13 protein-coding genes are annotated in these 13959 nt (G+C 58.0%); all 13 read right to left on the bottom strand.

The genetic code is table 11. The features are described 5' to 3' along the window. Window positions 1-65 precede the first annotated feature (65 nt). A complete protein-coding gene (locus NST26_RS06450) occupies window positions 66-1298 on the bottom strand; it encodes a pyridoxal-phosphate-dependent aminotransferase family protein (protein ID WP_340955353.1) in 1233 nt (410 codons plus the stop codon). 103 nt (window positions 1299-1401) lie between these two features. Further along, a complete protein-coding gene (locus NST26_RS06445) occupies window positions 1402-2796 on the bottom strand; it encodes a Zn-dependent hydrolase (RefSeq protein ID WP_340955355.1) in 1395 nt (464 codons plus the stop codon). Next, a complete protein-coding gene (gene allB, locus NST26_RS06440; RefSeq protein WP_340955357.1) occupies window positions 2760-4157 on the bottom strand; it encodes an allantoinase AllB in 1398 nt (465 codons plus the stop codon). The genes NST26_RS06445 and allB overlap by 37 nt, the downstream gene beginning before the upstream one ends. Window positions 4158-4219: 62 nt before the next feature. Then, entirely contained in the window at window positions 4220-4618 is a 399-nt protein-coding gene (gene uraH / locus NST26_RS06435) for a hydroxyisourate hydrolase (protein ID WP_340955359.1), read from the bottom strand. Window positions 4619-4656: 38 nt separating this feature from the next. After that, window positions 4657-5175, bottom strand: coding sequence for a 2-oxo-4-hydroxy-4-carboxy-5-ureidoimidazoline decarboxylase (gene uraD / locus NST26_RS06430; protein WP_340955361.1), 519 nt, complete (start codon window positions 5173-5175; stop codon window positions 4657-4659). 52 nt (window positions 5176-5227) lie between these two features. After that, window positions 5228-6157 (bottom strand): ABC transporter permease, encoded by a 930-nt coding sequence (locus tag NST26_RS06425; protein ID WP_340955363.1) that lies wholly within the window; start codon window positions 6155-6157, stop codon window positions 5228-5230. Window positions 6158-6187: 30 nt separating this feature from the next. Next, window positions 6188-7303, bottom strand: coding sequence for an ABC transporter permease (locus NST26_RS06420; protein ID WP_340955365.1), 1116 nt, complete (start codon window positions 7301-7303; stop codon window positions 6188-6190). Further along, window positions 7300-8832 carry an ABC transporter ATP-binding protein gene (locus NST26_RS06415; protein ID WP_340955367.1) on the bottom strand — a complete coding sequence of 511 codons (1533 nt, stop codon included), beginning with the start codon at window positions 8830-8832 and terminating at the stop codon, window positions 7300-7302. Before NST26_RS06415 ends, NST26_RS06420 begins: the two co-directional genes overlap by 4 nt. Window positions 8833-8939: 107 nt before the next feature. Further along, window positions 8940-10115: a BMP family ABC transporter substrate-binding protein gene (locus NST26_RS06410; protein WP_340955369.1), complete on the bottom strand. Its 1176-nt coding sequence runs from the start codon at window positions 10113-10115 to the stop codon at window positions 8940-8942. Between the two features lie 213 nt (window positions 10116-10328). After that, window positions 10329-10958, bottom strand: coding sequence for an NTP transferase domain-containing protein (locus NST26_RS06405; RefSeq protein WP_340955371.1), 630 nt, complete (start codon window positions 10956-10958; stop codon window positions 10329-10331). A 44-nt stretch (window positions 10959-11002) separates the two neighbouring features. Continuing rightward, window positions 11003-12577 (bottom strand): PucR family transcriptional regulator, encoded by a 1575-nt coding sequence (locus NST26_RS06400; RefSeq protein ID WP_340955373.1) that lies wholly within the window; start codon window positions 12575-12577, stop codon window positions 11003-11005. A gap of 450 nt (window positions 12578-13027) precedes the next feature. Then, window positions 13028-13549, bottom strand: coding sequence for an integrase core domain-containing protein (locus NST26_RS06395; protein ID WP_340955374.1), 522 nt, complete (start codon window positions 13547-13549; stop codon window positions 13028-13030). Beyond that, window positions 13495-13959 carry an IS3 family transposase gene (locus NST26_RS06390; protein WP_340955376.1) on the bottom strand — a complete coding sequence of 155 codons (465 nt, stop codon included), beginning with the start codon at window positions 13957-13959 and terminating at the stop codon, window positions 13495-13497. The genes NST26_RS06395 and NST26_RS06390 overlap by 55 nt, the downstream gene beginning before the upstream one ends.

The raw sequence follows: 13959 nt of genomic DNA, 5'->3' as shown, positions 1-13959 counted from the left end.
GAAAAAACGGCCCTGACGCCCCTCAAGGGGCGCAAGCCGTCACTTAAACAAATCGCATTGTATGATTATCTTACTTTTGAATCATATACGTCAAGTGCCGCCTGAACGCCCTGTCCGGCAGGTACCGCGTACCCGTGGCGGATAAGCACCGCCTCCAGCGCACCAAGCAGACGCAGCACATTATTCTCCCGGCAGCTGAAGCCCATGGTACCGATCCGCCAGATCTGGCCTTGTAACGGCCCGAAGGAGCTGGCGATCTCAATACCGAAACGCTGCAGCAGCATGGAACGGACGGCTTCCCCGTCTATCCCCGCCGGAATGAGCACACAGGTGACTACCGTCAGCTTGCTCTTCGCCTCCCCATACAGCTCTAGCCCCATAGCTGACAGTCCGGCAGTAAGGGCTTGCTCATTGAATCTGTGCCGGGCATGCCGCGCTTCCAGCCCTTCCTCCAGGACCAGCCGCAGGCCTTCACGCAGAGCATAGAGCATAGAGGTCATCTCCGTATGGTGATTGAGCCGCCGGGGACTCCAGTAATCCTGCAGCATACTCAGGTCGAGGTAATTACTGCGCACTACGGGCAGCTCGCTGACAGCAGCAGTGTCAGTTCTAAGTCCACGCTCAACCTGTTTGCGCCTGAGCAGCTTGGCCTCGGCCCGGTCATTATACGTCACCGGGGCCATGCCCGAAGGGATGGACAGGCATTTCTGCGTTCCGCCGACCACGGCATCCAGCATCCAGGCATCTGTCTCTACCGGCACCCCGCCGATCGTCGCCACCGCGTCCACAATCAGCAGCGCATCCTGCTCCCGGCAGGCCTGCCCGATCCCGTCCAGCGGCTGCACACGGCCTGTAGAGGTCTCACCGTGAACCATCGCCACCACATCCGGCTTGAAGCGTCGTATAGCCTCAATTACCTCCTCCGGCGGAAAGACGCGGCCCCAGGTCTGTTCTATCGTGAGGACCTCAGCACCGCAGCGTTCAGCAATCTCATGGAGCAAATGGCCGAAACGGCCAAAGACCGGAACCAGCACCCGGTCCCCCGGCACAATCAGGCTCACCATCACCGCTTCAATACCGGAACGCGAAGTCCCGTCTACCGGATACGCCCACTGATTCCTGGTGGCGAACAGCTCACGCAGCATCTCCATCGTCTCGTTCATGATCTCTGTGAATTCGGGATCGAATTGTCCCAGCACCGGATAAGACATCGCCCGCAGCACACGCGGATCAACCTCCACGGGGCCGGGGGTCATAATGCACCGCAAGGACGGCGACAAATCTTCGTACCGCTTCATGATTCTCTCCCCTCCAGACTTTCAGGTGATCAGATCTCGCGATTTATAGCGAAATTAAAATTACAACTCGAAGCTTGGTCGTCGCTGCGGTGAACAGTGTCTCTTATTCGTAAGCTAATCTATATAATATGGCTGTCAGCACTTCCAGTCCAGCAGCGAGTTCCTCCGGGGAGGTATACTCCCCGGGGGAATGGCTGATCCCGCCCCGGCTCGGCACGAAGATCATCGCAGCCGGGCAGCGCGGGGCGAACAGCTGGGCGTCATGCCCCGCACCGCTGACCATGCTCAGATAAGGCTTCTCCTGCTGGAGACAGATCTCTTCAAGAGCCGCGCGCAGCTCCTGGTCCATAGGAGCAGGGGCTGTCTCCAGCAGCATCTGTACCTCAAGCGTAAGGCCGCGCCTGCGGCCAAGCTCTGCGAACTCCGCCAGGACCGCTGCGCAGAAGCGCTCCAGCACCCCGGCTTCGCTATGCCGGATATCCAGCGTGAACTGCACTTCGCCGGGAATCACATTGGATGTACCCGGATAGACCTCTAGCCGCCCCGTTGTGGCTACCAGCGGATCACCCTCCGCCAGAGCGGAGCGCTCCAGCGCCAGCAGCATCTCAGCACTACCGGCGAGCGCATCCTGTCTTAAACCCATCGGCGTAGTCCCTGCATGATTGGCCGTCCCGCCGACCTTGACAAGATACCGCCGCTGTCCGGCGATAACCTGCACGACCCCGATTCTCCGGGACGTCCGTTCCAGAATAATCCCCTGTTCAATATGCAGCTCGACATATGCGGCAATATCACTGCGCACAGGACTATTATTACGCCAGAAGCTTCCCTCCAGACCTGCCATAGATTCAACTTCTGACCCCTCACTCCCACATCCGGCACTCCTACTTCCGCCACTCTGCTCCAGACCCGCCGCAGCTTCAGCAGCCAACCCTTCATCCCCTGCCAGGCCACAGGCCGCCATCGCTGCCCCCAGCGTGATCCCATCCGCATCTGTGCAGTCTATACATTCCTTCCCGCTATACAGCCCGGTCACATTCCCCGAGCCCCAGAACGTCAGCGGAAAGCGGCTGCCCTCTTCCTCGCAGAAGGATACCACCGCAAGCGTCCGCAGCGGCGGACCGAAGGTCTCCAGAAGATAGTGCAGCGCAGTTATAGCTGCCGCTACACCATAAGCACCGTCATACCGCCCGCCGTTCACCACCGTGTCAATATGCGAGCCGGTCAGAATAACCTTGTCGCTTACCTGAGAACCGGCCAGTGTGCCATAGACATTCCCTACCTGATCCATCCTGACCTCAAGCCCGAGCCCGGCCATTCTCTCCTGCAAAAAATGCTGAACCCCTTGCCACTCTGGCGTATACAGCAGCCGGGTAACTCCAGGACCCGGAGCGCTGTAGGCTGCGAGTTCATCCAGCAGCTTCAGCATCTCCCCGGCGGGGACATGCGGGACCGGCGGTTTCATATCCCCGGCTGGCTGTGCCGGATACGCAGCCATTCTCCTCCGCCGCCGGCAACTACGCCTTCCGCGGCAGTATAGACAATTTTGCCCCGGCAGATCGTTGCCGTTACCTTGCAGGATAAGGTCATCCCGACATAAGGGCTATGCCGGTGGCGGTACAGCAGATCCTCTGCACGCAGGGTATAGGCCGCATCTGGATCAAGCAGCACCAGATCGGCATCCAGCCCCGGTGTGATGGAGCCCTTGCGCCCCTCCAGCCCAAACCGCCGGGCAGGAAGGCCGGAGATCAGCGCTGAGATCTGCGTAACCGGCAGGCCGCGCACATGAACGCCTTCATGGAACATCAACTCCAGACTGCTCTGGGCTCCCGATATCCCGCCCCAGGCTTCCATGAACGACAGCCCGGGCGCCAGCTTCAATTCAGGCGGACAGGGGGAGTGATCGGAGGCGACCAGATCCACCCGGCCCGCAGCCAGCGCCGCCCACAGCCGGTCCCGTTCACTGCTGCTGCGCAGGGGCGGAGCGCATTTCGCCAGCGCCCCGAGAGTCTCCATGCTGTCTTCATCCAGGATGAGATAATGAGGACAGGTCTCTGCGGTCACATCCAGACCGCGCAGCTTGGCCTCATGAATCAGCTCCAGGGCTGCCGCTGTGCTGATATGGACGAAATGCAGCTTACAGCCGGTCCGCTCACTGTACAGCAGCGCCCTGGCTACAGCCTCCAGCTCCGCTTGCGGAGGGCGTGAAGCCGCAAAATCCCGCGCACTGCTGCGCCCGGCACGGAGTGCCGCCGCCCCCAGCACCGAGGTTATCGCTTCGCTCTCCGCATGCAGGGCGAGTATCCCACCGGTTGCGGCGATCCGAAGCATCCCCTGATACAGGGTATCATCGTCCACCTCACGGAACCGGCCCTCGCCTTCACCGCCGGGATTCGAGATGAACGCCTTGAACCCGGTAACACCCGCTGCAGCCAGTCCCTCCAGCTCCTCCAGATTCCCGGGCATAAGGCCGCCCCACAGCACATAATCCACCGCCGAGTTCCCGGCTGCGGCCTCCGCCTTCAGCCGGAGCGCCTCCAGATTCACTGTCGGCGGATTCCCGTTCAGCGGCATATCCGCATAACAGGTGCAGCCGCCGGCCGCAAGAGCAGCCGACCCGCTGCGGAAGCCCTCCCAGTGACCGAACGCAGGCTCATTGAAGTGAACATGCATGTCGATCATGCCGGGCAGCACATATTGTCCTTCCGCATCCAGAATTCTGGTCCCGGGCGATGCCTGTAAGGCTTCGCCCAGTGCAGCGATTTTGCCATCCTTCACCCCGATCTCAAGCCTGCGGACTTCTTCGGGCAGGACCACCTGTCCGTTCCTGATGATAAGCTCATAATCTTCTTCCTTCATGATAGGCCCACCTCCGGTCTATTGGCTTAAGATTAGATGCAGCGGTACACTGAATTGCCGCGTTAACTCCCGCGATAAGTGCTGTATCCTCCAGGTGCAACCAGCAGCGGTACATGGTAATGGGCGGATGGGTCCGGCATATTGAAGCGGATCGGAATCTGGTCCAGGAACGGGACTACAGCGCCTGCTCCCTCCTCCTCAGCCTCCGGTTCTCCGGCACCAGCCTGAGCGCCCCGGAAATAATCCCCTGCCATGAACAGCAGCTCATAGCTTCCGGCCTGCATTTCTTCTCCCGCCAGCAGCGGAGCGTCCAGCCTGCCATCCTCATTCGTCACCGCCTTACGCAGCAGCACAGGCCCTCCGGTACTCAGCCGCCAGAGCTGAAGCGACAGGCCCGCAGCAGGCTTGCCCTGTGACAGATCCAGCACATGAGTTGTCAGCCGTCCGTTCCTTCCAGACATTTGCGTCACCCTCCTCCTATAATATGCAGTGCCCTGCTCTATTCCGCCCCCAGCAGATCCTCCAGCCGAAAACGAGTAATCCCACTAATCTCCAGCAGCGCCTGTTCCTGCTCCTCTTCAAGCGAACGATCCACACGCTCACCGATGGCGCTAAGGATCTCTTCTTTAGTTTTGCCCCGTACGGCGAAGATGAACGGAAAGCGGAATTTCGCTGTATAGGCGGCGTTCAGCCCGGTGAGCTCCGCGAATTCCTCCGGTGTCAGCCGGTCCAGTCCGGCCCCCTGCTGCTCTGCCGCCGAGAGCGGACTGACCGCAAGCCTTGTCGCCAGATCCGGGTGAGCTCTCAGCAGCGCCAGCACCTGGTCCGGCTCCGCCTGCCGTGCTATCTCCATCATGGCAGCATGCAGCACCTGCACCGAATCGAACGGACGCCTGCTGCACACCCCCTCAGCTACCCAAGGGGAATGCTCGAAGATGCCGCCGAGCTGCTCCACGAAGTCATTTTTTTCCATCGAGTTCATCTGCTCCAGAGTCAACCGGTCCGCCGGTATAGTCATAGGTCAGCCTCCATCCCTCTAATTTGCATATTGCCGCCCGCGCCCTTCCAGCCTAGAACCGCTGTTCGCGAATATAAGGTGTTCCCAGCGATTCCGGCGTACCGGAGGGCTTGTTGCGGTTGCGGTATCCCAGATACATCAATACGAGAATCGTTACGACGTAAGGAATCATTTTCAGAAAATAGGACGGAACCGCACTCCCCAGCAGCTGAATACGGAAGCCCAGCGAATCGAGTGCTCCGAAGAAGTAGGCACAGAACAATGCGCGCAGCGGATTCCATCTGGCGAAAATCACCAGACCCACGGCGATCCAGCCCCGTCCGGCGGTCAGCCCTTCATTCCAGGTCGGCGCATACGCCAGCACCATATCCGCACCGGCCAGACCAATCAGCGCCGCTCCTGCAGTAACATAGCAGTAACAGATCAGCTGCACACGAATCCCCATGACGTCCGCAGTAGCCGGATTGTCGCCGACCGCCCGCAGATGCAGCCCCCACGAGGTATGGTGAATCAGCAGATGCAGCATAAGGACGAGCAGAAGACTGAACCAGGTCAGCATATCCAGCCTTCCAAAAAGCTCCCCGAGCACCGGCACCGGCTTCAGTATCTCCAGATCCAGCTTGGGCAGACTGCCGGGAAGCGGAATGCCGCTGATCGACTTGCCCACATAAGCGCTAAGGCCGCTGCCGAACAGCGTCATAGCCAGACCCGACATCGTCTGATTCGCCCTCAGCGTGACACACAAGAACGAATGGACCATGCCCAGAAGAGCGGTAATGGCTACCGCCGAGAGCAGCGCAAGGATCAGATTCCCGCTGCGGATGTAGACAATGCAAGTCGTCACTGCCCCCATCAGCATCAGCCCCTCCGCGCCGAGCTGGATAATCCCGGCCCGTTCGGTCAGAATGCCTCCCAGCGTAGCCAGCAGCAGCGGTGTTCCGGCGGAGATAGCGGCGATTAATAACTGTGTAGTGAAATCCATGAGTGAACTCCCTCCTGTAAGAGAATGCTGTTATGCGCTCCGGCGGATGCGGAACCGGTGAATCATGTCGCCGGCAATCAGGAAGAACAGGATCGCGCCCTGCAGCATTTCCGATATGGACGAAGGCAGTCCGATAGTCTGAACACTATAGCCGCCCACAATCAGGCCGCCGAACAGAATCGAAGTCACAATCAGGCCCAGCGGGTTCAGCTTGGCAAGCCAGGCTACGATGATCGCCGTATAGCCATAGCCCGGAGAGATCCCCTGCATCAGCTTATGCGTAACCCCCGACACTTCAGCCATGCCGGCAATCCCGGCAAGACCGCCGCTGATCAGCATGACGATGATAATATGCTTCTTGATATGGATGCCTGCATAACGGGCTGCTGTGGGATTGGCGCCGATCAGACGCAGCTCATAGCCCCAGCGGGTGAACCGGATCATCAGATAATAGATCAGCACAGCCACGAGGCCGAAGACCAGCCCGATGTGCAGCCGGGTGCTGCCAAGCACCGGCAGGGACTGGGCGGCCGTGAACATCGGCGAACCCGGGAAGTTGAAGCCCTTCGGGTCTTTCCAGGGGCCGAACACCACATAATCCAGAGCCAGCAGGGCCACGTAGTTCAGCATCAATGAGGTAATCAGCTCATTGACACCGAAATGGGTTCGCGGCACTGCCGTCATCAGACCCCACAAAGCTCCGGCTGCTGTACCGAAAACCAGCATCAGCATGATGGACCAGAAGGAAGACAGGTCCGGGAAATAGATCGTTACCGCAGTAGCCGCCATAGCGCCTACTGTCAACTGACCCTCTGCCCCGATATTCCACACAGAGATCCGGTAAGCTACAGCAATGCCTAGCCCGCAGAGCAGCAGCGGAATAGCCTTGACCATGGTTTCAGTGAAGCCGTAGGAGGTGCCGAAGGCTCCCCGGAACATTTTCTCGTAGACGACCAGCGGGCTCATTCCATTAGCGGCGATGAACACCGCACAGAGCAAGAGCGCCAGAACAACGGACAGGATGGGCGTCCACCACGGTGAACGGGTACGGCTTGAATCATATTCCAGCCTGAGGGAGTACCACCTCCCGGTGCGCCCCGCCAGCGGCGTAAGCGTTGCAGACTCATTTCCAGGCTTCGGACTCATACAGCACTTCCCTCCCTGCTCCGGATGCCGGCCATCATCAGGCCGATTTGTTCACGGTCCGCTTGCTCATGATCGCTCTCACCTATAATTGACCCGCCATAAATCACCAGAATACGGTCGGATAACTGCAGCAGCTCATCCAGATCCTCGGAGATCAGCAGCACCCCGCTGCCGGAGCTGCGCAGCTCCATCAGCAGCTCATGCACCCCTGCCGCTGCGCCGACATCCAGCCCTTGCGTTGGATGCACGGCCACCATCAGCTTCGGACGGTGGCTGACCTCGCGGGCGAACAGCAGCTTCTGCTGGTTCCCGCCGGACAATTGCTGCACGGGAGTATCCAGCTCAGGCGTCTTCACATTGAAGCGGCGGACCAGCTCCTGCGACCAGGAGCGGTTCCTGGCCGCCTTCAGGAAGCCGAACCGGGAATGCTCCCCGCTGCGGTAAGACTTGAACAGCAGGTTGTCAACTGACCCCAGCCGTCCGGCCAGACCGCTCTTCATCCGGTTCTCCGGCACATGCGATATGCCCGAATCGATCGCTCCTCTTACCGAAGCTGTTTTTACAGGACTGCCGTCAAACCGGATCTCGCCCGTCCTCCATGCTCTTAGCCCTGTCAATACCTCCGCCAGCTCCTTCTGCCCGTTGCCTGCGACACCGGCCACGCCCACAATTTCGCCTTCATGAACCGTAAGCGACAGGGCATCCAGCGCCTTGCGGCCATGATCCGCAGCCACCTCCAGATCGCGGACGATCAGCAGCGGCTCTCCAGCCGTCGCCGCTCGCTCCTGACGGCTGATCGTAACCTCCCGGCCCACCATCAGCCGGGCCAGCTCCAGCTCATCCGTCTCGCCCGTCATCAGCGAAGCAATCATTTTCCCCTTGCGCATCACGGAGATCCGGTCCGAGGAGGCCATGACCTCCTTCATTTTATGCGTAGTCATAATCACCGTCTTACCCGCCTGCTTCATCACCTGAAGCGTCTCGAACAGCTGCTCCGCCTCCCCCGGCGTCAGCACCGAGGTCGGCTCATCCAGAATGATGATATCTGCCCCCCGGTACAGCGTCTTGACAATCTCAACGCGCTGCTGCTCTCCAACAGACAGCTGCCAGATTGGCCGGTCGACGGGAAATTTCAAGCCAAAGCGTTCACCAAGCGCCTCTATCTCTTCATGCTTATGCTTAATCCATCTGCTGCCGCGCCAGAAAGACGACTTTTCGCCAAGCACGATATTCTCCGCCGCTGTAAGGCTCTGCACCAGTCTGAAGTTCTGAAAAACCATGCCTACACCGAGCAGTGCCGCATCCTTCGGGGAACGGATTCTGGCCGGTTTTCCATGAATGAGAATCTCCCCGGCGTCCGCCCGGTACACTCCTGACAGCATGCTCATGACTGTGCTTTTCCCCGCCCCGTTCTCCCCGAGCAGCGCGTGAATCTCTCCCGCATTTGCCGAAAAATCAACTTGATCGCTGGCCGTTACAGCACCGAATGTCTTCACTATCCCGCGCATTTCAACCGAAGGGTCCTGCATAATACTACGCTCCTTTCCGGGTAGTTATAGTACAGGTGGGGAAGGCTCCGGTATCCGGAACCCGCCCCACCCGTAAGGCTGTGCTGTATGAAGATGTGTAGCAGCTGTTATTGCGGAATCGTGCCCTCGACACCCTTGACCAGCCAGTTCATGCCAAGCACCTCTTCAAGGGTCAGCTTCTGGCCGTCCTTAACGGTTACATTGCCCTTGTTGTCCGAGATTGGTCCGGTGAAGACCTCCAGCTCGCCGCTGATGATTTTGGCCTTGGCGTCCTCCACCAGCTTCTTCACATCCTCGGGAACCTTGTTGCCGAATGGCGCCAGCTCCACCATGCCGTCCGCCATATCGCCGGAATACTGCTCACTTTTCCAGGTTCCGTCCATCACAGACTGTACAGCTTTTACATAATAAGGACCCCAGTTCCATACAGGGTTGGTTAAGTAGTTGTCCGGTGCATACTTGCTCATATCCGAGTCATTCCCCCCGGCAAAAGCTCCCCGTTCCGCCGCAGCCTGAAGGGTAGCCGGTGAATCCTGATACGCCAGCAGGACATCCGCCCCTTTGTCGAGCAGGCTGATGGCCGCCTGACGTTCAGTGGCAGGGTCATACCAGGTATTCGTCCACACTACATCCACTTTAACCGACGGGTTGACGCTCTGCGCGCCCAGCGTGAAGGCGTTCAGATTATAGATCACCTCGCTGATCGGGAAGGCTCCCACATAGCCGAGATGGTTTTTCTTTGTCATTTTTCCTGCCGCGATCCCCGACAGATAGCTTGCCTGATAGTTTTTGCCGAAGTAGGTTCCCATGTTCTCAGCGGTCTTGTAGCCGGAGGCATGCAGGAACTTCACGTTAGGAAATTTGCCGGCCACATTCAAGGTGAAATCCATATAGCCGAAGCTTGTGGTGAACACGATGTCATGGTTCTGTGCAAGCTCTGTGATGATCCGCTCGGCATCGGCGCTTTCCGGTACATTTTCTACGAAATCCGCCTTAATCCCGAGCTCCTTCTCCATATACAGACGGCCCTGGTCATGCTGATACGTATACCCGCCGTCACCCGGAGGCCCGATATAGACAAAAGCAACCGTCGGCTTCTTTGCTGCCGGCTCTGTCGTTGCCGCCGCCTCGCTGCCTGCCGGTGTACTGGCTGCCGAAGGCTCTGCCGTTGCTGCCGCCCCCGTATTAGACGCCGTATTATTCTTCGCGCATCCCGTCAGAACCACCGCCAGCAGGAACATCGTGATGATGCTGAATTTGAATGCCTGACCCCTTTGTTTCATAATTCTCCTCCTCCAGGATATCTCTCCTAATGGCTACAGCCATTAATGTATCTCTACTATACTGAGGCGCAGCACTTACGTAAATTTATATAACATAGCTTTGTGTGGTTGGATAAGAAGAGGGGGCCGATTTTGTGCTTCATGCACGAAGTCATCTCAAATTAAACTTAAATACTGTGATATTACCTTACATAGCTTTAAAAAATAGCGAATTCACTGTCTATTCCCGCTCCGCACGCTCCATTCTCTGCTGTACTCTCCGAAGCTCTCCGGCAGCCCGGTCTCTGCGAAGGCCTGAACAGACTCTTGCGGCAGGATGAGCCCCTTATACTCCTTGGTCCGCATAATGGCAGCTATCCCCTCTTCATCGTCCAACTCCTGAAGTCCGCCGAACAGCGTGCTTGAGAAAAGGGTAGGCGGCATCAGCAGCCCTTCCTGTGCACTCGTGACATAATCAAGCTCCGGGTGCTGCTCATACGCCTGGATGAACCGGCGGATCTGAGCCGCTGTCACAAACGGCTGATCTGCCGCCGCAATGACCACCGCATCCGGCTGAAGCGAAGCTACAGCATTCAAGCCGCAGCGCAGGGAGAAGGACAGGCCTAAATGGGCCGTCAGGCAAGTCTCAATCCGCCGCATATTCTCCGCCTTCCCGGCCGGCGGCAGCCAGCCTAAAGGATCATCCGCACGCACCACTACAACCAGCGGCGCGAGCCCGCAGGTCTCCAGCTCACTGAGCATCGCCGCACCGGCTGAACCCGCGCCCGCCCTGTTCTGAGAACCTTCAGAGGCCCCTGCTCCATTACTGCGGCCTGCCGCCAAAAAGATTCCGGCCACCTTCATTGTTCTCCACTCCTTTTTTTGGGCAATCTGCTGATGGACGGCTGTTATTCACGCTCCAGCATTCTGCGGAACAGGAATACCAGCTTCAGCTTCATGAGATCATTGATTTTTTTGAAATCGACATCCAGCAGCTCACTGAGCTTCTCAATCCGGTAAGTGGCCGTATTACGGTGAATGAACAGCTTCTTGGCCGTCTCGTTCACATGGCCGTCATTCTCCAGGTAGACCTCCAGCGTGTGGAGCATCTCCTTAACATATTCCGGTTCCCGGCTAAGCAGCCCCCGCAGGCTACCGTTGTAGTAACGCTCCATGGTCTCCGCCGGAATCTTGCTCAGCAGCAGATCAAGCTCCAGCTGGCGGTAATGCACCACATTTCCGTGTGCGCCCCATTGCCGGGCCATGCCCATACATTCCTTAATCTCGGCAAAAGCTTCCTTCAGCCCCTCCGGCTTCAGCTTCACGCTGCTGACAGCCGCCTGCGGATAATACCCTTTATCGAACTTCAGGCTGTCGAAGCATTCCTGAATCATTGCCCGGAACTCCTCCGGCTGATGCGGCCCGGCCGGATACAGCGACACCAGTCCCTCCTCCACCAGGAAGTGAACCGCCTGCAGGCCATGCAGCACCGGATGCTCCGAATACTCCTCCTTCAGCCGCAGCAGCTCTGCCTGACGGGCTTCTCCCTCAGCAGCCACATCGGTAAGCAGCAGTTGATACGGGGACTGGAGCAGCATAATCTCCAGCCGGAGCGCCGCCTGCGCCAGCTCAGCGTATTTCAGCCCGTCCTTCAGGAACCGCCGCAGCAGCCCGCTGAATTCCCGGTGTCCGGCCTGCTCGAAATAATCCTCCAGCCCGGTATGCATATGATAAGAAATCAGCTCTGCCCCCTGGACGAACAGACTTTCCTCCACGGGCAGCAGCAAGGGATCAATATCGCAATAATGAAGGTAACCGAGGCATTTCCCAGCCTGTAGCAGCGGAAGCCGGTAGCCAGTGCTCCCTCCAAGCCGAAAGCGCTGATTGCGGGGCGGCCAGGGCCACCCTTCCAGCTGCTCACTCTCCGTATATCCCGAGTTGTTGAATACTACCGCCCCCCGGTTGCTGATTACAGCCAGCGGATAACCGATGATGTCAGAGACGGTGTCCAGCAGCGGACGGCTGCGACCGGAACGCAAGGCAAGACGCATCAGCAGCCGCTGCTTCTCCATCATGCTCTGCAGGGTGCCCACGCTGCGCGACAGCTCCGCGCGGAACAAGCCGTTCATCTGGTCGGAGAAGGTGAACTGGAACGGCAGCTCGATCAGCGGGAAATTCAGCTGCTCCGCTTCCGCAATCAAGGGCGGCGGCACAGCCTCCCAGAACCGGCCCAGCTTAATGCCCAGCCCCGCTGACCCGCGCCGGTTCAGCATCTGCAGCAGTGCCGAGGCATCCTCCGGGCTGTCCTTGATCAGATAGGCTGTGGTCAGCAGCATTTCTCCTTCCTTGATCCAATCCGAGATATCGGGAGCATCCATGACATTAATCGATTTCACGATCCTGTGCTTCCCCTTGGACCCGGCAATCAGCTTCGCTTCGGATAAAGGATAAATGGACAACGCTTCTTCCACCGTAAGATGCATAGCCACCCCTCCTTCTCTACCTTCATAATAGGTTTATTCGAGTCATATGTTACTTTATGTAACATTATAGATAAAATGACCGCTGTTGGAAAGAGAAAAGTTAGAATTAGGCTCAACAATGTTAGGTAATATTACACATCGGGCGGCAGTGACTCTCATTTGGTCCCTAGAAGCTGCATAATTGCCACGTATCTTTGCACCGGCCGGATGTATGCTGTTTTTCGCATACATCCGGACCACTCACCCCCGCAGCTGCCAAATGTATGCTGTTTTTCACATACATTTGGCCTGCTCACCTCGCATCGGCCCATTGTATGCTGTTTTCCACATACATCCGGACCACTCACCCTCGCACTGGCCAAATGTATGCTATTTTTCACATACATCCGGTGCGACCCCCTTATCCCGGAGTCCTCCGTATAAAATCGGTACTTGTCGTAGATATGCTCTTTATTTCGCTTTTTCTCTCGGCCAGAAGAAGCGGGAGCGGTCTTCTAGAGTCTGGACCCACTCCGCAAAGGTAGCTGGCGGCATGTTCCGAAGGCTTGTATGCATTCTGCGATTGTTGTAGAAGTCCATGTACCGGTCCACCGCTTCATAGGCCTCTTCGAACGTGTCGAAGGCCTCTTTGCGGAATAAATCCCGATCGATATTACTGTGGAACGATTCAATAAAAGCATTTAAATCCGGCGTTCGAGGCGGAATGCGTTCATGAGTCATTTCCCAGCTTTCACACATGTCGCCAAACAGATGGCTGACGAACTGTGGGCCGTTGTCGGTGCGGATCACCGGGCGTGCGCTGTCAGGGGCGCAGTGTTGCTCCATGGCGCGTCCCAGCGTCTGGCAGGCGTGCTTGGCCTCACACGACGATCCGCGGTGGTAGCCGACGATGACACGGGTAAACACATCGATAATGCTCAGGACAAAGAAATGCCTATCGCGGCCCGCCACGTAACCGTACTTAATGTCCATCTGCCAGAGCTGGCCCGCCCCTGTAATGACCCGGTTCTCCGGCAGCTTCCGAGGGTGCTTAAACGCTTGTGACGCTGCGGCTGCAGGATCTCCAGCGCCTGACACAGCCGGTAGCTTTTCTTGTGATTCAGCCTCAGCCCGTGCTGGTTCCACAAGCACTTGGCCAGCAGTTTGTACCCGTACACGTGCTCCTCTCCAGCGATTAATTCCAGCAGCCATTCCTGGATTTCCTCGTCGCTAATCTTCTCTCCAGACTCGGTCAGGGAATAGCCGGGTACGGGTCTTCCGCGCCCCTGGGGTACGGCCTGTGCCTCCTGCTTCTTGCGTTTCTTACGGTCGTAATACGTAGACTCTGCGAGCCCCACGAGACGTAGTACCAACGCTGCGGTATTCCCCTGCTTAATGAACAT

Origin of the sequence: Paenibacillus sp. FSL R7-0128, from assembly GCF_038002245.1 — a bacterium.
In the GTDB taxonomy this organism is placed as follows: domain Bacteria; phylum Bacillota; class Bacilli; order Paenibacillales; family Paenibacillaceae; genus Paenibacillus_AQ; species Paenibacillus_AQ silagei.
The sequence above is the reverse complement of the archived record's forward strand: the minus strand, read 5'-3'. Positions and strand labels throughout refer to the sequence as shown.

Bases quoted from the DNA above. Each gene is read 5' to 3' on its own strand.
- NST26_RS06450 (WP_340955353.1), bottom strand. From the start codon at position 1,298: ATGAAGCGGTACGAAGATTTGTCGCCGTCCTTGCGGTGCATTATGACC.
- NST26_RS06445 (WP_340955355.1), bottom strand. From the start codon at position 2,796: ATGGCTGCGTATCCGGCACAGCCAGCCGGGGATATGAAACCGCCGGTC.
- allB (WP_340955357.1), bottom strand. From the start codon at position 4,157: ATGAAGGAAGAAGATTATGAGCTTATCATCAGGAACGGACAGGTGGTC.
- uraH (WP_340955359.1), bottom strand. From the start codon at position 4,618: ATGTCTGGAAGGAACGGACGGCTGACAACTCATGTGCTGGATCTGTCA.
- uraD (WP_340955361.1), bottom strand. From the start codon at position 5,175: ATGACTATACCGGCGGACCGGTTGACTCTGGAGCAGATGAACTCGATG.
- NST26_RS06425 (WP_340955363.1), bottom strand. From the start codon at position 6,157: ATGGATTTCACTACACAGTTATTAATCGCCGCTATCTCCGCCGGAACA.
- NST26_RS06420 (WP_340955365.1), bottom strand. From the start codon at position 7,303: ATGAGTCCGAAGCCTGGAAATGAGTCTGCAACGCTTACGCCGCTGGCG.
- NST26_RS06415 (WP_340955367.1), bottom strand. From the start codon at position 8,832: ATGCAGGACCCTTCGGTTGAAATGCGCGGGATAGTGAAGACATTCGGT.
- NST26_RS06410 (WP_340955369.1), bottom strand. From the start codon at position 10,115: ATGAAACAAAGGGGTCAGGCATTCAAATTCAGCATCATCACGATGTTC.
- NST26_RS06405 (WP_340955371.1), bottom strand. From the start codon at position 10,958: ATGAAGGTGGCCGGAATCTTTTTGGCGGCAGGCCGCAGTAATGGAGCA.
- NST26_RS06400 (WP_340955373.1), bottom strand. From the start codon at position 12,577: ATGCATCTTACGGTGGAAGAAGCGTTGTCCATTTATCCTTTATCCGAA.
- NST26_RS06395 (WP_340955374.1), bottom strand. From the start codon at position 13,549: ATGGACATTAAGTACGGTTACGTGGCGGGCCGCGATAGGCATTTCTTT.
- NST26_RS06390 (WP_340955376.1), bottom strand. From the start codon at position 13,959: ATGTTCATTAAGCAGGGGAATACCGCAGCGTTGGTACTACGTCTCGTG.